Consider the following 21,703-nt stretch of genomic DNA (forward strand, 5'->3'; position numbering starts at 1 on the left):
CGCTACCGGACGAGGCCGCGCAACTGCCGCACGGCCACGGCCAAGGCAGTGATGTCCAGTTCGCAATCACGCAGGCTACCCAGGATGGGTCGCACGCGGTTGAGCCGCGCTGCGTGGTCCTGCTCCCATTCGGTGATGGCCGTGGCGGCGGCCAGCTCGCCGTTGCCGGCAGCGACCACCGTGCGGGTGATCGCCCGCAGCGCACCGTAGAGGTCGTCGCGCAGACTCAGGCGCGCCATCGTCGGCCACCGCGAGTTCTTCGGCAGCTGCGAGATCGCAAGGAGGAACTCGTCGACCGAGAGCCGTTCGGAGAGCGCGAAGTAGACCTCGGCGACTTCGGCTGATGCGCAACCGGTCTGCTCGGCCACATCGATGATGTCGAGCGCGGAGTACCAGTACAGCAGCTCACTGACCGGCGTCGCGATCGTCGCCGGGACACCCCGATCCTGCCACCGCAGCGCGGCGTCGTTGGCCGCAGCCGCCTCGGACCCGCGCAACAGCGCACCGACGAGTGGCGTCAACGTCTGTACGGCGGTGGCGAATCGGGCGATCTCAGCACCGATGGCCAACGGCTGGGGTCGGTGGGTGAGGAACCATCGGGCTGCGCGGTCGACAAGCCGACGCGACTCGACGATCAGGTCGTACTCGATCGCGGGATCGAGTCCCGCCTCGCGGATGGCGCGCCACAGACCGGTCAGGTCGAAGACCTCGACCGCGACCTTGTAGGCCTTCGTCGCGTCGACCACATCGGCGCCGGTTTCCTCACCGAGACGGAACGCGTAAGTAATGCCCGCGTTGTCGACCATCTCGTTGACGATCTGGTTGGCGATGATCTCGCGCCGCAGCCGGTGCTCTGCCACCGCGTCACCGAACGGCTCCCGCAACAGATTCGGGAAGTACTGGCGCAGTTCGGCTTCCATGACCGGGGAATCGGGCAGTGAACTCGGTTCGACCTGCGCCTTGTAGGCGAGTTTGACGTGGGCGGCCAGTGTCGCGAGCTCGGGTGAGCTCAGACCGATCCGGTCGTGCCGGCGACGCGCGATCTCGTCGGTGTCGGGTAAGGCTTCGAGTGCACGGTCGAGTCCTCGGTCGGCTTCGAGGATTTCGATGAGTCGGGCGTGGGCGTCGAGGCGGGAGGCTGCGGTGTGGCGTGCTGCACCGAGGAGCCGGTTCTGCGAGATGTTGTTGGCCAGCACGGTTTCGGCCACTGCGTCGGTCATCGCGAGCAGCAGGTCGTCGCGTTCGATGCTGGTGATCGCACCCTCGCGCAGCAGTGCACCGAGCAGGATCTTGATGTTGACCTCGTGATCGGAGCAATCAACGCCGGCGGAGTTGTCCATCGCATCGGTGTTGATCCGTCCACCGGCGAGCGCGAATTCGATTCGGCCAGGCGAGGTCACACCGAGGTTGCCGCCCTCGCCGATGACCCGTGCACGCACCCGGGTGGCGTCGACGCGCACGGTGTCGTTGGTCTTGTCGCCGACCTGCACATGCGATTCGTCGGAGGCCTTGATGTAGGTGCCGATCCCGCCGTTCCACAGCAGGTCCACGGGGGCGCAGAGGATGTGGCGGATCAGTTCGTCGGGCGTCAGCGACGATCTGTTGGGCAGCCCCAGCGCAGTAGCCATCGGCGCGCTGACCGGAATGGACTTGGCGTCGCGTGACCAGACACCGCCGCCCGCGCTGATCGTCGTGGTGTCGTAGTCGGCCCACGACGATCGCTCCAGGTCGAAGAGTCGTCGTCGCTCGGCAAATCCCTGGGCGGCATCAGGGTCGGGGTCGATGAAGATGTGGCGGTGATCGAAGGCCGCGACCAGGCGGATGGCGGGGCTCGAGAGCATGCCGTTGCCGAACACGTCGCCGCTCATGTCACCGATGCCGGTCACCGTGACCGGGTCGGTGTCAACGTCGAGGCCGCCTTCGGCGAAATGCCGGCGCACGCTCTCCCAGGCGCCGCGCGCGGTGATGCCCATGGCCTTGTGGTCGTAGCCGCGGGAGCCACCGGAAGCGAAAGCGTCACCGAGCCAGAAATCGTAGTGCGCGGCAACATCGTTGGCGGTGTCGGAGAATCGGGCGGTGCCCTTGTCGGCGGCCACGACGAGGTAGGGGTCCGGGTCGTCGTGTCGCCGGACGTCGGTAGGCGCGAGGATCTCGCCGTCGGTGGCCACATTGTCGGTGATGTCGAGGAGTCCCGCGATGAACATCCGGTAGCAGGCGATGCCGGTGTCGGCGGTACCGAGAACTGCTGCGGCGGCCGATTTCACCACGAATCCGCCCTTGGCGCCCGCGGGCACGATGACCGCGTTCTTGACCGCCTGGGCCTTGACGAGGCCGAGGATCTCGGTGCGGAAGTCTTCCCGGTCCGACCAGCGCAGGCCGCCGCGCGCGACCGACCCGAACCGCAGGTGCGTTCCCTCGAAAGCCGGTGAATAGACGAAGGTCTCGATCAGCGGAGCCGGTTGCGGAACGTCGTCGATCTCGCGGGGGGACAGCTTGAGGGTGAGGTAGCCGTGATCGGTGTTGCGGTAGTACGACGTACGGGTGGTGGCGCCGATGAGGCCATGCAGTGTGCGGAGGATCCGGTCGGCGTCGAGATCGGCGACCTCCCGCAGCAGGTCGTCGATACCGGCCTCGGGTGCCGGAGGCAGAGTGGGCGAAAAGCGTGCCTCGAACGCCGCGAACAGCGTTTCGGTGATCTCCGGATGCTCGATCAGCGCGCTCGCGATACGTCCGCTGGAGTGTCCGAACCCGATCTGGCGCAGGTAGCGGGTGTAGGCACGCAGCACCGCGACCTCATGCCAGTGCATGCCGCACGCGATCACCAGGGCGTTGAGGTCGTCGAGCTCGAGTCGGTGGTCGCGGGCACCGTGGAAGGCGTCGACGAAACGGGACCGCCAGACGTCGGCGGCCGGCCCGGTATCCAGGTGTCGGCGCAGGCGAGCCGACGCGCGCAACCGGAAATCGTAGACGAGGCACCGTAATCCGTCGGTGCGGCGCAACACCATCGGATGTTCCTCGAGCACGTCGAGTCCGAAGCTCTGCAGGATCGGCAGGATCTCCCCGAGCGGCAGTTCGCTGCCGCCGATGTAGACGCGCAGACCGAACTCGTCCACGGAGCTCGACGTCTCGAGGAGTTCGATCTCGACGCGGTCGGCGACGAGTTGGTCGAGGAAGGTGCCGTCGAGCGGCGGGATGTCGCGGGAGGGTTCGACGACGTATCCCTCCGGGAGTGCGATCAGATTGTCGGCCTGCAGGAGAACGGATGTGGACAACGGAGTCTCCGAAAGTGAAAGATGGGGGCGCTCAGCTGAACGCCCCCATCGATGGATGAGGTTAGTTTCGGAAAGGTCGAACGCCGTTCCGCTGGTGGGGTCAGAGTGCAGCGTCGGCGACGTCCAACGCGGCGTCGATGATCGCGAGTCCTTCACGCGCCTGCTCGTCGGTGACGATGCACGGCGGCACCACGTGGATGCGGTTGAAGTTGGCGAAGGGCAGCAGGCCACGCGACTTGCATTCGGCCAGAACCCGGTTCATCGCGTCGCTGGTACCGCCGTAGGGGGCGAGCGGTTCGCGAGTGGCCTGGTCGGCGACCAGTTCGATCGCCCAGAACACACCGCTGCCGCGGACCTCACCGACACTCGGGTGCCGTGCCGCGATCTCGGCGAGCCCGGGACCGAGGATCTCCTCACCGATGCGGGCGGCGTTCTCCACGATCTGCTCGTCGACCATCGCGTTGATGGTGGCTACTGCCGCCGCGGTGGCGAGCGGATGCCCGGAGTAGGTGAGACCACCGGGGTAGGGACGCTCATCGAAGGTCGCCGCGATCTCATTGTTGATCGCCACGCCGCCGAGCGGCACATACCCGGAGTTGACGCCCTTGGCGAACGTCAGCAGATCCGGCACCACGCCCTCGGCGTGCTCGATGGCGAACCACTTGCCGGCACGACCGAATCCAGCCATCACCTCGTCGGCGATGAACACGATGCCGTAGCGGTCGCAGATCTCGCGGACACCGGCGAGATAACCGGGCGGCGGGATCATGATGCCGGCGGTGCCGGGGATGGACTCGAGGATGATCGCCGCGATCTGCGACGGCCCTTCCATGCGGATCAGTTCGTCGAGGTGCTCGAGGGCGCGGGCGCATTCCTCTGCCTCGGTGGTCGCGTGGAAGCGTGACCGGTAGAGGAACGGACCGAAGAAGTGCACGACGCCGGAGTCGCCGTAGTCGTTGGGCCAGCGCCGCGGATCACCGGTGAGGTTGATCGCGGTGTCGGTGCCGCCGTGGTAGGAGCGATACCGCGACAACACCTTTCGACGTCCGGTGTGCAGACGGGCCATGCGGACCGCGTGCTCGTTGGCGTCGGCACCGCCGTTGGTGAAGAAGATCTTGTTCAGGTCCCCGGGGGTGCGCTCGGCGATGAGCCGAGCGGCTTCCGACCGCGCCTCATTCACGTGCTGCGGCGCGACGGTGCACAGCTTGGCGGCCTGCTCGGCGATGGCCGCGACCACCTTGGGGTGCTGGTGTCCGATGTTGGTGTTGACCAGCTGCGAGGAGAAGTCCAGCAGGCGGTTACCGTCGCCGTCCCAGACGTAGCAGCCGTCGGTGGCGGTGATGGTCATCGGGTTGATCTTGGCCTGCGCCGACCACGAGTGGAAGACATGCTTGCGGTCGAGCTCGTAGGCACGTTGCGCCGCTGCGAGATCCAGCTCGGGAGCCGCGAGAGTGGTATCGATCGTCATTTCAGTTCTCTCCTGGAATCGTGCCGTGGCTCAGGCGTTCTGGGGGAAGCCCAGGTTCAGGCCCTCGCCGCCGGGAGCGGAGCGAGCGGGGCGGGTGATCACAGCGGCTGTTTCGAGCCAGCGGGTGGTGATCGCCTTGGTGCGGGTGAAGAAGTGGATGCCCTCGGTGCCGTGGGCGTGCGAATCACCGAACAGCGAGGCCTTCCAGCCGCCGAAGCTGTAGTAGGCCATCGGGACCGGGATCGGCACGTTGATGCCGACCATGCCGACCTCCACCTCGTTCTGGAAACGACGTGCCGCGCCACCGTCATTGGTGAAGATGGCGGTGCCGTTGCCGTACTGGTTGGAGTTGATCAGCTCCAGCGCCTCGTCGTAGGACTCGACACGCACGACCGAGAGGACAGGTCCGAAGATCTCATCGGTGTAGATGCTCATGTCGGGGGTGACATTGTCGAACAAGGTCGGTCCGAGCCAGAATCCGTCAGCTCCACCGTTCGCCTGCACCGTGCGGCCATCGAGAACCACGGTGGCTCCGGCCTTTTCACCGGCATCCACGTAGGAGGCCACCTTGTCGCGGTGCACCTTGGTGACCAGCGGACCCATATCGGAGTCCTTGGTGCCGTCACCGGTCTTGATCGTGGTGGCGCGTTCGGTGATCTTGGCGACCAAATCGTCGGCGATGTCACCGACGGCCACGGCCACCGAGATGGCCATGCAGCGCTCACCGGCGGAACCGAATCCGGCGTTGACCATCGCGTCGGCCGCGAGATCCAGGTCGGCGTCGGGGAGGATGATGGCGTGGTTTTTGGCGCCGCCCAGGGCCTGGACGCGCTTGCCGGCAGCGGTGCCGGTCGAGTACACGTACTGGGCGATCGGGGTGGACCCAACGAAGCTGATGGCCTTGATCTTCGGGTTGGTCAGCAACTCGTCGACGGCGACCTTGTCACCCTGCAGGACGTTGAACACGCCGTCGGGCAGACCGGCTTCCTTCCACAGTTCGGCCAGCCAGATCGCCGCGGTCGGATCCTTCTCCGACGGCTTGAGGACGACGGTGTTACCAGCGGCGATGGCGACGGGGAAGAACCACATCGGGACCATGGCGGGGAAGTTGAACGGCGAGATGATGCCCACCGGTCCCAGCGGCTGCGACACCGAGTGCACGTCGATGTTGGTAGAGGCGTTCTCGGTGTAGCCACCCTTGAGCAGGTGCGGGATGCCGCAGGCGAACTCGACGACTTCCTGGCCGCGGGAAATCTCGCCGAGGGCGTCGGAGAGGACCTTGCCGTGCTCGGCGGTGATGATCTCAGCCAGTTCGCCCTTGCGCTCGTTGAGCAGTTCGCGGAAACGGAAGAGGACCGCGGTGCGCTTGGCCAGCGAGGTGTCGCGCCACTCGGCGAAGGTGTCGGCCGCCGAGTCGATGACGGTGCGAGCGTCGGCGACAGAGGCCAGTGCCACTTCACCGGTCACGGCGCCGGTCGCCGGGTTGGTCACCGGCGCAGTAGCGGAAGAATCGCCGGCGAACAGCTTGCCGTCGCACCAATGCTGGATGGTCTGGGTCATGAGGACTCCTCGAGTGAAGGACCGTATGTCCGGTAGTGGGGAACACGTTGAGCGGCGACGCTGCCGACCTGACACCAGTCTGAGACATCCAGCACCATCTGATGCCTGATGATTTGTAAAGAGTTCTGCTCAGAGTTTTACACTTTGCTTTATGCCCCTGACTGTCGGCGACATCATCGACCTCCCGGTACTGCAGAGCGGTGAACCCACCACCCTGTGTGATCAGGGTTTCGACCGTGAAGTCCGATGGGTCCACGTCAGCGACGTCGCAGACCTGTCGAGTCTGCTGCAGGGCGGGGAATTGGTGCTCACCACCGGCGATGCTCTCCGCGCTGCACCCCGCGAGTATCTCGACGGGATGGCTCGAGCGGGCGTGGTCGCGGTGGTCGCCGAGATGACCGGCGCCGACTCCCGTGTGCTGGCGCAGATCGGTGAGGTAGCCGCTGAGGTCGGTTTGGCACTGGTGGTGCTGCGGCGGGTGATCAGGTTCGTCGATGTCACCGAGGAAGTGCACCGGGCGCTGGTGGCCGAGCAGTACGCCGAGGTCGAGTTTGCGCGCACCACCCACGAGGTGTTCACCGAACTGACGATGCGCCGAGCCGCACCCGCGGAGATCACCGCATCGGTCGCGGATCTGCTCGGCACACCGGTCGTGCTGGAGAACCTCACCCACCAGGCCGTCGCATCGGCCGGCGCGCAGGCCACGTTGCTGTTGCAGAACTGGGAGCGTCGGTCGCGCCTGCAAGCGTCCACCGAGGACTCGCGCACGGAGAACTGGTCCGTCGTGCCGGTGGGTCAGGGGGACGATCAGTGGGCGCGACTCATCGCCCTCGACCCGTCCGCCGACGACGCCCGCACCGCGATGGTGCTCGAACGCGGCGCCCAGGCACTGGTCATGCACCGGATGGCCGAACGCGGCCGCCTCGACCTCGAACGCCAGGCCCAGGCCGGCCTCATCGAAGACGTTCTCGCCGAACGACTGCGCCACGAGGACGACGTCGCCGCCCGCGCATCCGCCCTCGGACTACGTCCCGCCGCGGAGTACGTGCCCGTGTCGCTGCTCGTGCCGCACTGGCCGGCCGAGGTGGATCCGGTGGCCACCCAACGACTCACCACTCAGCTACTCGACGTCACCGTCCGCGCCGTCCGCTCGGCCGGACACACCGGCATCTTCTCCGTCCGCGACGCCGGTGAGGTCCGAATCATTCTGTCCCTCAACACCAGTCGAGCGCGATCGCGGCAACAGGTACTCGAGACATTGGCCCGCACCTTTCGTCGAGACATCGACCGCACGACCGGTTACGGCGGTGCGGTTGTCGGGGTCGGCAGTCCCGCCCGCAAACTGATCCCGGCCGTCCGCGACCTCGCCGGCGCGTCCCACGTCGCCGATGTCGCCGCCTCGATGCCACCGACCGAACGAGTGGCCTTCCGTGTCGCCGACATCCGCATCCGGGGCCTCCTCTCCCAGCTGCGCGACGACCCGCGCGTCACCCGGTTCGCCGAGTCCGAACTCCGCGACCTGCTGCTCGACGACATCGAACATGGAGGCGGACTCGTCGAGGTGTTGCGCGGCTACCTGGAGTTGGCGGGCAACAAGTCGGCGCTGGCATCTCGCCTGCACATGAGCCGACCATCGCTCTACGCCAAACTCGCGCGGATCGAGGAGATCCTCGACGTCGACCTCGCCGACGGCGAGTCGATGACATCGCTGCATGTGGCGCTGTTGGTCAACGACGGCGCGAAGTCTCGGGTGTAACGCCTCTCGCCAAAGGACACGTCTCAGTCGGTCGACCCAAGGAACCGACCTGGTGATCGATCTCAAGGACGGTGACCGCCGTACCGTCAGTGAGCACAGAGTCGCCGCGGTGGGGCAAGAACTCATTGTTCTCGACCAGGACACCGCACCGCCGCGCCAGAGTTCGTACGGTAGCGACGAACGTTGCAGCGCGCACGAGTCGCGGCGGCGGAAGTCGCGCTCACCGCAAGCAAGCGAACCGGCCGTCCTGTCTGTCGACGAGTCGCCGAATTGCTCCAGCGTCAGACCGCGTCGTAGTCCATACGCGACCCAGTGCGAATACGGTGGAGACGCTGCCGTCGGATTCCCACACGAGCGCCGCTCCCGCCGTTTAGCCTCCAATCATGAGCGAGACCCAGCACAACGAACAGCCAATCACGTCGTCGGAGGCCATCGAAGCCCACGCCGGCGTGCACGCGGTCGCGGTCGCCCGGGCCCACGGTGTAGAGACGATGTTCACGCTGTCGGGTGCACACGTCTTTCCGATGTACGACGGCGCGGTCAACGCGGACCCACCGATGCGCATCCTCGACGTCCGCCACGAACAGACCGCCACTTTTGCAGCCGAGGCGACGGGCAAGCTCACCCGCACGCCGGGCTTGGCGGTCCTCACCGCGGGGCCCGGTGTCACCAACGGGGTGAGTGCCGTCGCGCAGGCACAGTTCGCGGGATCGCCCCTGGTGGTCGTCGGTGGGCGGGCGCCGGCCAACCGGTGGGGGACCGGTTCGCTGCAGGAGCTCGATCAGCCGCCGATCCTCGCGCCCGTCACCAAGCTCGCCCGTACCCTACCGACCGCCGCCGACGTCGCCGCGGGTGTGCACGAGGCTTTCACCGTCGCCGGCGCACCGCATCGGGGCCCGGTGTTCGTCGATGTGCCGATGGACGAATTCTTCAGCACCGCAACGTCGAAACGTCCGGGAACGCCGACACGCACCCGCATCGAGCCCGACGGTGACGCCCTTGCCGCAATTGGGGAACTGCTCGGTTCCGCGCTCCAGCCGGTGCTTGTGATCGGCACCGACGTCTGGGCCGATGGCGCCGAGGATGCGGCGCTGCGGCTCGTCGACGGGCTCGGCCTGCCGGCGATCACCAACGGGATGGGACGCGGGATCATTCCCGGCGGACATCCGCTCCTGGTCACGAAAGCCCGCGGGCAGGCACTCAACAACGCCGATCTCGTCATCGTGGCCGGCACTGCACTCGACTTCCGGCTCGGGTACGGGGTCTTCGGCGGCAAAGACGGCACGTCTCCGGCGCGGGTCGTGCACCTGGCCGATTCGCCGGGACAGATTTCCGGGCATGCCGAACTCACCGGATCGGCCGCCGGCGACCTCACGTTGATCCTCGATGGGTTGCGAGAAGCCGTTGAGCGACGGGGCAATCGGCCCGATTGGTCGGCGTGGGTCGAGTCGCTGCAGCAGGCGGTGGCGGCCGCCGCGGCCCGCGACGCCGACCTGCTGACCGCAACCGCCGACCCGATCCACCCAGCCCGCATCTACGGCGAACTGCTCCCGCGACTGGCCGACGATTCCATCGTGATCGGCGACGGCGGTGACTTCGTCTCGTTCGCCGGTAAGTTCGTCGAACCCAAGCAGCCCGGCGGCTGGCTCGATCCCGGACCCTACGGCTGCCTGGGAGCCGGACTGGGTGCCGCGATCGCCGCCCGGCTACACCGGCCGTCGGCCCAGGTGGTGCTATTGCTCGGCGACGGGGCTGCCGGGATGTCGCTGATGGACGTCGACACCCTGGTGCGCCACCAGCTACCGGTCGTGATGGTGTGCGGCAACAACTCCGCGTGGGGCTTGGAGAAGCAGCCGATGCAGATGCTCTACGGATACGACGTGGCCGCCGATCTGGCACCGCGCACCGCCTACGACGGAGTGGTGACGGCACTTGGCGGTGCGGGAGAGACGGTCACCGATCCCGGGCAGATCGGCGCCGCCCTCGATCGTGCCTTCGCCGCAAACGTCCCGTATCTGGTCAACGTCATCACCGACGTCAACGCACCATATCCGCGCAGCACGTTCGGCATCTGAACTCACCCCGCTGCCCGTTGCACACCTGATCGGTACTGTCGGCAGGACAGACCGCAATCCGCTCGGAAGGTGTGCATGGCAGACGTCGACGTGAGTATCGCCTCGGATCTCGCTCCGCAGAAAGCGTGGGAGTTGGCCTCGGATCTCTCGAGGTTTCCCGAATGGATGACCATCTTCGGTGGGTGGCGCAGTGACCTGCCCGACCAACTGGCGACCGGAGCCCAGGTGTCGTCGTTGATCCGCGTCAAGGGGTTCCGCAACATCATCCACTGGACGGTGACCGAATACGATGCGCCCCAGGCGATAGCGCTCGAGGGGCACGGACGCGGTGGGGTTCGAATCACCCTTCGTATGACGGTCACCGAGATCCAATCCGGTTCCCAGTTCGATCTGCACGCAAGCCTCGACGGTGGGCTGCTGAGCGGGCCCGTCGGCCGCTTGGTCGCGCGGGTCATCAAATCCGATGTGCGCCAATCGATCGACAACCTCGCCGCACTCCGGTGATGGAGCACTGCGTCATTCGCGCACCGCACCCCAGGCGATCAGTCCCTGTCCCAGCGCATACGTCGCCATGACGGCGGGACTGCCGATGCTCTCCGGCAGCAGATCGGGCACGAACAGTCGCAGCGACAGGATGGTGTCGGAGACGAGGAAGAACGCGCCACCCCACGCGATGATCCGCCCGCACGCGCTGGCCAGCACGGCGGTGCCGCCCAACACCAACCCGTAGGCGGCGACTGCGACAGCGAGTCCACCGAGGTGCGGCCAGAGTGCGGCAACCATCGCCACCCACCACACGCCGTAGATCACCGACCATCGGGGCAGTGGTCCGCGCCGCAGGTAGCGGGCGAACAGCGTTATGTAGGCGATGTGCGCCAAGCCGAAACAGAGCAGCATCGGGGGGAGTTCGTCGGCGAACGGGAAGAAGAACGCCGCGCCGTCGCCGAGCCAGGACAGGCCGATCCCGGCCAGCAACAGCCACCGCGCGGCCCGCGGCGCAGGTAGCCCTGGCGTGAGCACAACGGCGACCGCGAGGAGCGGCATCAGGAGCAGTTTGGTGGAGTACACCAACCCCTCCGGACCGACCGTGAGCGCCAGGACATGGATGAGCGCGACCGTCGCATAGACCCAGAACGCCAACCGAACTCGTGTCACCGACCCATCATGTCAGCGTCGCGCATGACCTCTCAGGTAATCGACACGATGACCTCCACTGGAGTCCACTGGGTTTACGACGACGAACGGAGCATCTCATGGCATCCCCACCCGATACCGTTGCCCCGCCCTGGCTGCTGACCGTGATGCGCTGCGACAAGGCCGGATCCGCGTGGTACATCGGTGTCGGGTTCTTCTTCGCCCCGGCAGTGGCGATCCTCGACCCGTGGCCGCTCGCCCGAACGATCGCCGTGGTGCTGATCGCAATGACCGGACTGTGGCTGGGTCTGCTGGGCATCGCCATGGCCACCGGCCTGGCAATTGTGTTGCGGCGCGGCGAGGAGCTACCGAACTCGTTCTGGCGCATGGTCGTCAACGATCCAGCACTCGCGGCAGATACGGAGACCACAGGGGATTCACCTGCGTGAGTCCCGATTCTGAGTAGAGCGCGCATTGCTCTGCCTATGATCGGGGGATGTCGTCGACTCCCACCCAAACCATGCACCTCACCCTCGACGACGGCGAACTGCCCGTCGAGCTCTTCCTCCCACCATCGGGTTCCGGGCCGGGGCTGGTGCTCGTGCAAGAGATCTTCGGTGTCTCGGCCTATATTCGTGATCGGGCAGCCGATCTGGCCGCGCTGGGGTATGTAGTCGCCGTGCCCGAGTTGTATTGGCGGATCGGGGTGGTCGCCACCGCCGAGGACGGCGACATCAATGACATCCTGGCCGAAGGGATGGGCGCGGCCAATCGTGTCGGTTTGGCGCACGCGATCGCCGACACCACTGCCACACTGGCCTGGTTTCCGGAACGTCCCGAGGTCACCGGCCCGGTCGGCCTCATCGGCTTCTGTTTCGGCGGGGGAGTCGCGTTCGCTGTTGCGGCGCAGACCAATCCGGCCCTCCTCATTTCTTACTACGGATCGTCGATCCCGGACCAGGTCGATTCGGTGGGCGCGGTTACGGTGCCCAGCCTGCATCACTGGGGTACGGCCGACGCCTTCATCCCGCTCGATGTCCAGGACAGGGTGCGGCAGGCCATCGATGGGCCGCACGTCGAGTGGCACAGCTACGACGGCGCCAACCATGCGTTCGACAACCCGAATCCCGCGTTCCACCACCCCGATGCGTCGGCGCTGGCGTGGCAGCGGACCGAAGACTTCTTGCGCCGCCTACTGCCAACCGACTGACCCGCACTCACCACCGTCTCGTCGGTCCCCGCATCGCGCAGTCGATGCACTGACGGGCGGCGGGGAGCACCTCGAGGCGTTCTGGATCGATCGGCTTCCCGCAGTTCTCGCACCGCCCGTAGTTTCCGTGGCCCAATCGCTCGAGCGCACCGTCGATCTCCTCGACACGCACTCGCGATCGTTCGACCTGGGCGACCAGTTCGCCGCGTTCCACGGCCAGCGTCGATCCCTCGGGGTCGTGTTCGTCGTCGGCGGCCTGATCGGCGGTGGCGTCGATGACGGCTTTCAACCGTGCGGACAGCGAATCGATGAGTGCCAGCGTTCGCGCGCGTTCAGCGATCAGCGTCGCACGCAACTGCTCATCCGTGGGATTCACACCGATTCCTCCGAGGTCATGGCCTCCCGGCATGCCCGACCGAAACCTCGACCGCCCGAATCGTCGCCTCCCGCGCCGCCGACCTAGCGTGCTCGTCGAAATCCGGTGCACAGCAGATGAATAACGTCTTACCATCGTCCCCGCCGATCATGCACGCGTAAGCCCCGGTGCCGACGGTGATCTCGTCGACGATCTCGCCGCCCTCGCGGACACGGATCACCCGATTTCCCAGTGCGTCGGCGACCCACAGGCAACCGTCGGCGTCGAGGCCGCAGCCGTCGGGTCCGACGGATGCTCCGGCCAACGCCTCGCCGAGCACCCGGGTCGTCGGCGGTTCGGCGAAGCTCGCCCAGTCGCGTCGATCACTCAGCGAGCCGTCGGCGGCGATGGTGAACGCGCTGATGCGGTTGCCGAAGGTTTCGTCGACGATCAACGTGGTGCCGTCGGGCGTGACGACGCTGCCGTTGGGAAAGAAGAGCCCTTCGGCGACGACGGTGACGGTGCCGTCAGGGTCGATGCGCAGGAGGTCGGCGGTGTCGAGGTCGGCGCCGGCCATGAGGTCGAAGCCGAAGTTCCCGAGCCACGCGCGGCCCTGCTCGTCGACGACCATGTCGTTGGGGTGTCCGCCGACGAACCCACTCACATCGGCGTGCACCTGCACCGTCCCGTCGGCCTCGACCCGGAGGATCGTGCGGTCCTTCATCGAGACGACGAGCAGCCGGCCGTCGGGCAGCCAGCCGAGGCCCGACGGTTGCGCCGGCACCTCGAGTTCGGTGCGCAGATCCGAGCCGTCCGCGTTCACCGAGTTCACGCTGTGGGTGTAGAAATCGACGAACCACAGGCGACCTTCGTGCCAGCGCGGGCATTCGGTGAAGGACATCTCGGACACGACCGTGCGGATCTGCGGTGCACTCATAGACCGACTATAGGCAGCAACCGACAGCGCCGTCCGCAGATACGACAGAGTGTGGGGCCGACACCGAATCGGCGCCGGCCCCACACGTTCCCGGATCAGCGGATGACGTCTCCGCCGGAGAGCACCACGGTTTCGCCGGTCATGAACCCGGCGTCGGCGCTGCCGAGGATCTTCACCCAGCCGGCGATCTCCCGCGGCTGCGCGACGCGGCCGAGGGGGATGGATGCGGCGGCGGCTTCCATCCGGCCGGTGGCCTTGTTGCCGGGGGTGTCGACCCAACCGGGGGCGATGCCGTTGACGCGAATTCCCTTGGCGGCCAGTTCGAGTGCCATCGACTTGGTGAGCATCACCACGGCGGCCTTGGATGCGCCGTAGAGCAATTGGCCGGGTGAGACGGTGAACGCATCGACCGAGGCGAAGTTCACGATCGCCGAACCCTCGGTCATGTGCGGCACCGCCGCGGCGGACACGTTGACCACGCCCAGCACGTTCACGTCGAAGATGAGCCGATAGGTCGCCTCGTCGAAGGTCTCCAGTGTGGTGGGCGGGTAGACGCCGGCGACGTTGGCCACCAACGACACTCGCGATCCGGTCGCCGCGACGCGGGCGTCGATCGCGGCGCGCACTGCGGCGCCGTCGGTGACGTCGACGCTGACGGTCTCGACCTTGCCGTCTCCGGCGGGGTAGCTGGTCTCGGTGCGGTCGAGTGCGAGGACGTCGTAGCCGGATTCGGCGAGCAGTTCGGCGGTGGCGCGTCCCATGCCGCTGGCGGCTCCGGTGACGATGGCGATGTCGGTCATTTGGTGTCTGCTTCCTTGACGGTGCGAGTGGTGTCGACGACGGTTTCGAGTTCCTCGTCGAGGTTCGAGTTCTCGGCTGAGATGATGGCCTCGGCTTCGGCCTTGGCGATGTATTCGGCTTCCAGCGCACCCATTTCGGGGACCTTGAAGCCGGACTTGAGGGCCCAGTAGTACGCGATCAGACCCACGGCCATGGCCGAGAGGGTGTCGGCGGGGAAGCCGAGGATCGGGTCCTTCATCGGTCCGTACTCGCCGATGGCCGACACGGTCAGCTGACCGAGCAGCAGGAAGACCAACCAGTAGCCACCGCGCAGGTGTCGGACACCTTCATCGGAGGTGAGCAGCCGCAGGCCGACGAGGAAGGCGACGCAGAGGGCGATGGTGCCGACCAGGTATTCGACGAGTTGTCCGTTGCTGCGCAGTGCGGTGTCCGGGGTTGCGAGCACGAATCCGCTGCGGCCGGCGATGACGACCCAGCCGATCAGGAACACGACGCTCAGGGCGGTGGCCGGTGCGCGGCGCGTCCACCCGTGGTAGGTGGAGAAGCAGACGGCGTAGACGGCGAGGGCACCGAGCAGGATTGTGATCAGGTTGACCAGGGTGATGAAGCCACACCAGTAGATGATCAGCGATGCGGCGACAAACCCCGCCGGGGCAAGCACATTGGCGGCCGGCAGCTTGAACGGCCGCGGCAGATCGGGGGCGGTGCGGCGCATGACCATCAGCGCCACCGACGCCGCCAGTGTGGACAGGACCAGCGCGGAACTGATGAAGCCGACCAGGCGGTACCAACTCGGTGCCGGCGCGAAGAACAAGCAGCCGACGACGAACGCGACGATGGCCGAGACCGCGGGCACCCCATGGCGATTCATCTTGGTGAGCGCGGCGGGGAAGTACTTGTTGATGGCCAGTCCGTAGCCGACGCGGGCACCGCCACCGAGATAGAGGTAGCCGGCCGCGGTGGGCGACAGGATGGCGTCGATGAGCAGCATGGTCACGAACGCGCCCAGCAGGGCGTATCCGGAAGCGTGCAGCGCCGCGCTCAGCGGGCCGTCGGCCCACGAACTCGAGGCGAGTCCGGCCCAATCGCCCGGTGCGACACCGGCATCGGACCAGTCGATGGCGCCGAGGAAGGCGACCTGCAACCCGATGTAGATGGTCATCGGGATCAGCACGCAGCCGACGGTGCCCAGCGGGATGTTGCGGCTCGGCTTCTTCACCTCGCCGGCGAAGTCGATGACGCCGCGGAAGCCCATGAGCGCGAACGCAATACCGGAGGTGGCCACCGCCTGGAACATCGAACCGGCACCGGAATGACCTCCACCACCATTGCCGAAGAAGCCGTGATTGGTGAAGTTGGTCCACTCGAAGACCGAGAACAGCAGCAGGAACGTCACTGTCGGGATGATGATCTTCCACCACGTGATCCACCGGTTGGCTTCACTGAGCAGTTTGACGCCGAACAGGTTGATCAACAGGAAGAGCACCATCAGCACCAGACCGACCACGATGCCGCGTGGCCACGAGAGCATGGACACCCCGTCGCGGGTGGTCAGCAGTCCGAGTTCGGGGAACACCGCGCCGACGTAGGTGATGGCCGCGATCGCCTCGATGGCCGGCAGCGACACGTTCGCCAGCCAGTACGAGAGACCCATCAGCCAGCCGGTGAGGCCGCCATGGGAGAGATAGGGGTAGCGGACGATGGCGCCGCTGAACGGGAGCGCGGTACCGACCTCCATCCAGGCGAGCGCGATCACCAGGGTCAGCAGACCGCCGATGATCCAGGAGATCACCGCCGATGGTCCGGCGATACCGGCCGCTGCCAGCACGGCGAAGAGCCATCCCGAGCCGATCTGGCCGCCGACGCCGATGAACATCGCGGCCTGCAGCGACATTCTGCGTTGGAATCTGGTGTCACTCGCATAAGTGACGGGGGGACTGGACGTTGTCATGGCGGGCGCTCCTGGAGATCTTCCTGACTCAGGTGACGGTTAGGTGGGTGGTGTAGTCATCCGACGTTGGATAGTTCGAAAGTCTGCGGCCACCGGTACCCGCGGTACAGGGGCAACATTCGCGAGCCGCTCAAGGGAATGGCTATAAGACCAGGTCGCGGTGTTGTCCACGTCACATTGCGTGTGTGTTACAGATCCGAAAGACCAGGTAGGGCGCGGGGCACGACTACCGCGAACGCTCCGGAACCCGACCGCGAGGGATGTCGGCGAGCAGTTGCCGCGCCAGCCGGATCATGATGGTCGTCGCCGGCGAGAGGGTGGCATAGCGCCGGGTGATGAACGCGAAGTTCTCGTTCAGGGTGGGGGACAGCGGGGCCCAATGCAGATGTTTGGTGGCGCCGACCTTCTCCGCCACCGCGTGCGTCACGATCGTGTCGCCGATACCGCGCTGCGCCAATTCCATGGCCACGGTGGTGGATTCCACCTCGATCACCGGATTGAGGGACACTCCGGCGGTCTGTGCCATGGCGAGCAACTGCCGTCGGGTCGGATCCATCTCGCCCCATTTGGTGTCGGGAAGGATCAGATCCGCTGAGGCGATCTGTTTGATGGTCATCGGTTGAGCGGCGCGGGCGCGGTCTTTGGTCAGGTACACCGCGTCGGACGTCCACGCGACGTCGCCGATCTCCAGCCCGCGGTCGTCGACCGGTAATGCGACCAACCCCGCTTCGAGCTCACCCTCCCGCACCGCGTCGGCGATCTGGACGGAGTTCAGCTCGACGATGCGGACGCGGACCAGCGGATACAGGGCACGGAAGTTCGCGACGAGGTCGGTATGGAGCAGCAGATGCGCGCTGCTGAAGGTGCCGAACGCGACGCTGCCGCCGGACAGGGTGCGGACCGGATCGACGGCGGCGGCCGCCTCCTCGGCTGCGGCGATGGTGCGCTGGGCGTGGGGGATGAGCATGCGCGCGGCATCGGTGAGGATCAGTTTGCGGTTGGTCCGGATGAACAGTGACACCCCGAGATGGCTCTCGAGCCGTCGGATCTGCTCGGACAGGCTCGGCTGGGCGATGAAGTTCGCCTCCGCCGCAGCAGACAGTGAGCCGTGTTCGACGGCGGACAGAAAGTACGCGAGTTGTTGCAGCGTGATGGGTGTGGCAGACACGAGGGGTGACCTCCGTTCGGGCCCGGGCTCGAGAGTCTCAAAGAAGGGCGTCTCAAGGATAAACCTTGAGTCGATCTCGTGATCTCGGTATGGACGAGAGCATCGGATTATCACGACACTTGTCACATCGGCCGGCCACTCGGAAAGGCCCGATCAGACAAGGAGATTGACCATGACCCGCTATTGCGTCATCGGTGCCGGGGCAGCCGGCATCTCGGCAGTACAGCAGCTGCGTGCGGCCGGACACGAGGTCGAGTGCTTCGAGAAGACCGACCGGGTCGGCGGCCACTGGCACACCGACTACGACGCACTGCACTTGATCACCTCGCGGGACATGACCCACTTCGAAGATTTCCCGATGCCGACCGAGTACCCGCATTTCCCGCGCCGCGACCAGGTGCGCTCCTACATCGAGTCCTACGCCGAGAGCACCGGACAGTATGACCTGATCAACTTCAACACCGAGGTCGCCTCGGTCACCCCCATCGATGCCGGCAACGGTCAGGTCGGCTCCGCCGGTTGGCGGGTGGTCACCTCTCGTGGCGACGAAGGCGTCTTCGACGGCGTCCTCGTGGCCAACGGTCACCTCTGGGACGCCAAGATTCCGTCGGTGCCCGGCACGTTCGCCGGTAAGCAACTGCACTCCAGCCAGTACCAGAACACCGGAGACATCGAGGGCACCCGCGTGCTCGTCGTCGGCGCCGGCAACTCGGCATGCGACCTCGCGGTCGACGTCGCCCAGCACCGCCTCGAAGCCGACATCGTCATCCGCAAGGGCGTGTACTTCCAGCCCAAGATGTACTTCGGCGTGCCGCGCCAAGAAGTGCCGTTCCTCGCGGAGTTCTCTGCCGACGAACAAGACCTCCTCGCCCGACTGCTCGCCCGGGTGTCCATCGGCGAGAACCACAATTACCCCGGTCTGCCCGACCCCGAGGTCCGCACCCTCGCCGACGGCGCGACCACCGTGAATGATCTGCTGCTGTACTGGATTCACCACGGACGGGTCAACGTCCGCCCCGGCATCGAACGCTTCGACGGCAACACCGTGCATTTCAGCGACGGCACCGCCAAGGACTACGACACCATCCTGTGGGCCACCGGCTTCAACGTGTCACTGCCGTTCCTCGACGACAACCTGATCACCTGGCGCGACAACGTCCCCGTCCGCTACGCCGGCGGCATCCTCCCCGAAGGTGTGGAGAAGCTCTACTTCGTCGGCCTCATCGCGCCCCGCGGTCCGCAGATCCCCGTCTACGGGGTGCAGGCGAAACTCGTAGCCCGCATGATCGACCTGCACAACGAGGCCGGCCCCCGCGGACTCGCCCTGACCAACTACTTCTCCACCGTCCAGGATCCCGAACTGCGCGTGGACATCGTCCGTGCCATCTGGAACGACCAGATGGCCGACACCGAACGCCTGCTCACCGCCCTGCAGGTCTCGTCCTCGCTCGAGCGAGACGCCACCAGAGTCTGAACCGACAGTGCCGACCCCTCGCTGGTCGAGTAAGCCCGCGAGCTTGCGAGCGAGCGCATCGAGTCCACTGACTTTGTGCGACAGATGATCTCGATCAAATGGGGGGGTGGCGACACTCCGCACCCAACCGTAAGGATCCCCGAACGATGACCGTCCTCGATTCCGTTGTCCGCTCCGACGATGTCACCGACCACCTCACTTCGGTGATCTCCGCCGTACACCGCCGCAGCCCGGGCGAAGCGGTATTCCACCAGGCCGTCGACGAAGTCTTGACCGCGCTCGCGCCGGTCCTCGAACGCCATCCCGAATACATCGACGCCCGTATCCTCGAGCGGCTCTGCGAACCCGAACGTCAAGTGCTGTTCCGGGTTCCATGGGTCGACGACCGCGGGGACGTTCAGGTCAACCGCGGCTACCGCGTGGAGTTCAACAGTGCGCTCGGACCGTTCAAGGGCGGCTTACGCTTTCATCCGACGGTCGACCTGGGCGTGATCCGGTTCCTCGGCTTCGAGCAGATCTTCAAGAACGCCCTGACCGGTCAGGCGATCGGAGCGGGCAAGGGCGGCAGCGACTTCGACCCCTCGGGCCGCTCCGACGGCGAGGTGATGCGGTTCTGCCAGTCATTCGTCACCGAGCTCTACCGGCACCTCGGCGAGCACACCGATGTGCCCGCCGGCGACATCGGCGTCGGCGTCCGGGAGCTCGGATTCATGTTCGGCCAGTACAAGCGGATCGTGAACCGCTTCGAGGCCGGTGTACTCACCGGCAAGGGCGTCGGCTGGTCCGGTTCGCACGCCCGCACTGAGGCCACCGGCTACGGCGCGGTGATCTTCCTTCGCGAGATGCTCGCGACCCGCGGTCTCTCCCTCGACGGCCGCCGTGCGGTGGTATCCGGATCGGGCAACGTCGCGATCTACGCCATCGAGAAGGCGCAGGAACTCGGCGCCACCGTCGTCGGCTGTTCGGACTCGTCGGGGTACGTCGTCGACGACGCCGGCATCGACGTCGCGCTGCTCAAGGAGATCAAAGAGGTTCGTCGCGAGCGTCTTTCGACCTACGTGGCGCAGCGCTCCTCGGCACGCTATGTCACCGTCGGCTCGGTCTTCGACATCCCGTGCGACGTCGTCCTGCCGAGCGCGACCCAGAACGAACTCGGCGCCGACCACGCCGCCACCCTGATCCGCAACGGGGTGATCGCGGTATCCGAGGGTGCGAACATGCCGTGCACCGCCGCCGCGGTTGCCGCGTTCCGTGACGCCGGGCTCCTGTTCGCACCAGGTAAGGCCGCCAACGCCGGGGGTGTGGCCACGTCCGCACTCGAGATGCAGCAGAACGCCGCCCGCACCTCCTGGACCTGGCATGAAACCCAGGACCGGCTCGACGAGATCATGCGCGGCATCCACGGTCACATCCGCGACACCGCCGCCACCTACACCTCCGACCCCGACGACTACGTCTCCGGCGCCGCGATCGGCGGCTTCACCCGGGTCGCCGATGCCATGCTCGCCCAGGGCGTCGTCTGAGTTCCCTACCCGAACGTGAAAGGTACACACCATGTCTGAATCTCCGGAACAGCTCTCGCATCGCCTTGATGGGCGCGTCGCACTGATCACCGGCGGCGCCCGCGGCCAGGGCGCCGCGCACGCGTTTCGCCTGGCCACCGAAGGTGCCACCGTCTACATCGCCGACGTCCTCGACGACGACGGACACCGCACCGCCGAGGAACTGCAGGCCAAGGGACTCGACGTCACCTACCTGCATCTCGACGTCACCGCCGTCGCCGACTGGGAAACTGTGCGCGACACCATCTCCGCCGCGCACCGGCGCCTCGACATCCTCGTCAACAACGCCGGCATCGTGCACGTCACCCCGATCGCCGAGGAGACCCCGCAGGCCTGGAGCAAGGTACTCGAGGTCAATCTCACGGGCGCATTCCTTGGCCTGCACACCATGATTCCGTTGCTGCGTCGAGGAACTCGACCGGCCGTCGTCAACACCTCGTCGATCTTCGGGCCGTCCGGCGCCATCGGTTACGCTGCCTACTCCGCCAGCAAGGCCGGCATGCTCGGCCTGACCCGCACCGCCGCACTCGAACTCGCCGACGACGGCATCCGGGTCAACGCCCTCGTGCCCGGCGGCGTCGCCACCCCGCTCAACGCCAACGAACCCGGCACCGGTGTGGTCCCCGAAACCCCGATGGGCCGTCGCGCCGACCCGACGGAACTCGCCGCCGCGGTCGCCTTCCTCGTCAGCGACGACGCCAGTTTCGTCACCGGCACCGAACTCGTCGTCGACGGCGGGTTCCGCGCCCGCTGACGACCGGATCGCCGCACCTACGATCTGATGACCCCACCCCGTTGATCGACAGGCTCCTCCCTGATCCGTAGAGTCTCCCCACCCGATGATCGAGTAAGTAGCCAGGGCCGCCGCAGGCGGCCAACGCGAGCCGGGAAGAGTCTCAACTTTCAGCCGGTCGAGTAAGCCCGCGAGCGCCAGCGAGCGAGCGCATCGAGGCCACTGAGCCTGACACGGCAGGTGATCT

17 protein-coding genes are annotated in these 21,703 nt (G+C 66.5%); 8 read left to right on the forward strand and 9 right to left on the reverse strand.

All coding sequences use genetic code 11. The features are described 5' to 3' along the window. Window positions 1-2 precede the first annotated feature (2 nt). The 3 genes from AAFP30_RS14310 to AAFP30_RS14320 form a co-directional block, all read right to left on the reverse strand. Complete coding sequence (locus tag AAFP30_RS14310) at window positions 3-3,272, reverse strand: NAD-glutamate dehydrogenase domain-containing protein (protein ID WP_419230584.1); 3,270 nt, start codon at window positions 3,270-3,272, stop codon at window positions 3-5. A 100-nt stretch (window positions 3,273-3,372) separates the two neighbouring features. Further along, a complete protein-coding gene (locus AAFP30_RS14315; RefSeq protein WP_419230585.1) occupies window positions 3,373-4,740 on the reverse strand; it encodes an aspartate aminotransferase family protein in 1,368 nt (455 codons plus the stop codon). 30 nt (window positions 4,741-4,770) lie between these two features. Further along, entirely contained in the window at window positions 4,771-6,300 is a 1,530-nt protein-coding gene (locus tag AAFP30_RS14320; protein WP_419230586.1) for a CoA-acylating methylmalonate-semialdehyde dehydrogenase, read from the reverse strand. 151 nt (window positions 6,301-6,451) lie between these two features. Here AAFP30_RS14320 and AAFP30_RS14325 point away from each other — a divergent pair, with 151 nt between their 5' ends. The 3 genes from AAFP30_RS14325 to AAFP30_RS14335 all read left to right on the forward strand — a co-directional run bounded on the left by AAFP30_RS14325 (window position 6,452) and on the right by AAFP30_RS14335 (window position 10,635). Then, on the forward strand, window positions 6,452-8,056 hold the full coding sequence (locus tag AAFP30_RS14325) for a PucR family transcriptional regulator (RefSeq protein WP_419230587.1): 1,605 nt from the start codon (window positions 6,452-6,454) through the stop codon (window positions 8,054-8,056). A 383-nt stretch (window positions 8,057-8,439) separates the two neighbouring features. Next, window positions 8,440-10,131, forward strand: a complete 1,692-nt coding sequence (locus AAFP30_RS14330) for an acetolactate synthase (protein WP_419230588.1) — start codon at window positions 8,440-8,442, stop codon at window positions 10,129-10,131. 75 nt (window positions 10,132-10,206) lie between these two features. Further along, on the forward strand, window positions 10,207-10,635 hold the full coding sequence (locus AAFP30_RS14335) for an SRPBCC family protein (protein ID WP_419230589.1): 429 nt from the start codon (window positions 10,207-10,209) through the stop codon (window positions 10,633-10,635). Between the two features lie 12 nt (window positions 10,636-10,647). Here the strand turns inward: AAFP30_RS14335 and AAFP30_RS14340 are convergent, their stop codons facing one another. Then, the gene (locus tag AAFP30_RS14340) at window positions 10,648-11,286 is read right to left on the reverse strand and encodes a lysoplasmalogenase (protein ID WP_419230590.1); all 639 of its coding nucleotides are present in this window, start codon (window positions 11,284-11,286) and stop codon (window positions 10,648-10,650) included. Window positions 11,287-11,384: 98 nt separating this feature from the next. Between AAFP30_RS14340 and AAFP30_RS14345 the strand changes: the two genes are divergently transcribed. Together AAFP30_RS14345 and AAFP30_RS14350 are read left to right on the forward strand one after the other, a co-directional pair. Further along, the gene (locus tag AAFP30_RS14345) at window positions 11,385-11,714 is read left to right on the forward strand and encodes a hypothetical protein (protein ID WP_419230591.1); all 330 of its coding nucleotides are present in this window, start codon (window positions 11,385-11,387) and stop codon (window positions 11,712-11,714) included. Window positions 11,715-11,761: 47 nt separating this feature from the next. Further along, on the forward strand, window positions 11,762-12,475 hold the full coding sequence (locus tag AAFP30_RS14350; RefSeq protein WP_419230592.1) for a dienelactone hydrolase family protein: 714 nt from the start codon (window positions 11,762-11,764) through the stop codon (window positions 12,473-12,475). Between the two features lie 7 nt (window positions 12,476-12,482). Here AAFP30_RS14350 and AAFP30_RS14355 read toward each other — a convergent pair whose 3' ends face one another. From AAFP30_RS14355 to AAFP30_RS14375, 5 genes are all read right to left on the reverse strand, one after another. Then, on the reverse strand, window positions 12,483-12,851 hold the full coding sequence (locus AAFP30_RS14355; protein ID WP_419230593.1) for a TraR/DksA family transcriptional regulator: 369 nt from the start codon (window positions 12,849-12,851) through the stop codon (window positions 12,483-12,485). A 16-nt stretch (window positions 12,852-12,867) separates the two neighbouring features. Then, window positions 12,868-13,767, reverse strand: coding sequence for an SMP-30/gluconolactonase/LRE family protein (locus tag AAFP30_RS14360; protein WP_419230594.1), 900 nt, complete (start codon window positions 13,765-13,767; stop codon window positions 12,868-12,870). Between the two features lie 95 nt (window positions 13,768-13,862). Beyond that, window positions 13,863-14,567: an SDR family NAD(P)-dependent oxidoreductase gene (locus AAFP30_RS14365; protein ID WP_419230595.1), complete on the reverse strand. Its 705-nt coding sequence runs from the start codon at window positions 14,565-14,567 to the stop codon at window positions 13,863-13,865. Next, window positions 14,564-16,519, reverse strand: a complete 1,956-nt coding sequence (locus AAFP30_RS14370; protein WP_419230596.1) for an APC family permease — start codon at window positions 16,517-16,519, stop codon at window positions 14,564-14,566. Before AAFP30_RS14370 ends, AAFP30_RS14365 begins: the two co-directional genes overlap by 4 nt. Window positions 16,520-16,745: 226 nt before the next feature. After that, complete coding sequence (locus tag AAFP30_RS14375; protein ID WP_419230597.1) at window positions 16,746-17,687, reverse strand: LysR family transcriptional regulator; 942 nt, start codon at window positions 17,685-17,687, stop codon at window positions 16,746-16,748. 172 nt (window positions 17,688-17,859) lie between these two features. Here AAFP30_RS14375 and AAFP30_RS14380 point away from each other — a divergent pair, with 172 nt between their 5' ends. From AAFP30_RS14380 to AAFP30_RS14390, 3 genes are all read left to right on the forward strand, one after another. Continuing rightward, a complete protein-coding gene (locus AAFP30_RS14380) occupies window positions 17,860-19,161 on the forward strand; it encodes a flavin-containing monooxygenase (RefSeq protein WP_419230598.1) in 1,302 nt (433 codons plus the stop codon). Between the two features lie 146 nt (window positions 19,162-19,307). Continuing rightward, entirely contained in the window at window positions 19,308-20,684 is a 1,377-nt protein-coding gene (gdhA, locus tag AAFP30_RS14385) for an NADP-specific glutamate dehydrogenase (protein WP_419230599.1), read from the forward strand. Between the two features lie 31 nt (window positions 20,685-20,715). After that, a complete protein-coding gene (locus AAFP30_RS14390) occupies window positions 20,716-21,477 on the forward strand; it encodes an SDR family NAD(P)-dependent oxidoreductase (RefSeq protein ID WP_419230600.1) in 762 nt (253 codons plus the stop codon). Window positions 21,478-21,703: the final 226 nt, after the last annotated feature.

The organism is Gordonia sp. CPCC 205515 (assembly GCF_048537925.1).
GTDB lineage: Bacteria > Actinomycetota > Actinomycetes > Mycobacteriales > Mycobacteriaceae > Gordonia.

Coding starts and splice junctions, on each gene's coding strand:
- AAFP30_RS14350 (WP_419230592.1), top strand. CDS start 11,762: ATGTCGTCGACTCCCACCCAAACCATGCACCTCACCCTCGACGACGGC.
- AAFP30_RS14345 (WP_419230591.1), top strand. CDS start 11,385: ATGGCATCCCCACCCGATACCGTTGCCCCGCCCTGGCTGCTGACCGTG.
- AAFP30_RS14380 (WP_419230598.1), top strand. CDS start 17,860: ATGACCCGCTATTGCGTCATCGGTGCCGGGGCAGCCGGCATCTCGGCA.
- AAFP30_RS14315 (WP_419230585.1), bottom strand. CDS start 4,740: ATGACGATCGATACCACTCTCGCGGCTCCCGAGCTGGATCTCGCAGCG.
- AAFP30_RS14330 (WP_419230588.1), top strand. CDS start 8,440: ATGAGCGAGACCCAGCACAACGAACAGCCAATCACGTCGTCGGAGGCC.
- AAFP30_RS14370 (WP_419230596.1), bottom strand. CDS start 16,519: ATGACAACGTCCAGTCCCCCCGTCACTTATGCGAGTGACACCAGATTC.
- AAFP30_RS14360 (WP_419230594.1), bottom strand. CDS start 13,767: ATGAGTGCACCGCAGATCCGCACGGTCGTGTCCGAGATGTCCTTCACC.
- AAFP30_RS14335 (WP_419230589.1), top strand. CDS start 10,207: ATGGCAGACGTCGACGTGAGTATCGCCTCGGATCTCGCTCCGCAGAAA.
- AAFP30_RS14390 (WP_419230600.1), top strand. CDS start 20,716: ATGTCTGAATCTCCGGAACAGCTCTCGCATCGCCTTGATGGGCGCGTC.
- gdhA (WP_419230599.1), top strand. CDS start 19,308: ATGACCGTCCTCGATTCCGTTGTCCGCTCCGACGATGTCACCGACCAC.
- AAFP30_RS14320 (WP_419230586.1), bottom strand. CDS start 6,300: ATGACCCAGACCATCCAGCATTGGTGCGACGGCAAGCTGTTCGCCGGC.
- AAFP30_RS14325 (WP_419230587.1), top strand. CDS start 6,452: ATGCCCCTGACTGTCGGCGACATCATCGACCTCCCGGTACTGCAGAGC.
- AAFP30_RS14365 (WP_419230595.1), bottom strand. CDS start 14,567: ATGACCGACATCGCCATCGTCACCGGAGCCGCCAGCGGCATGGGACGC.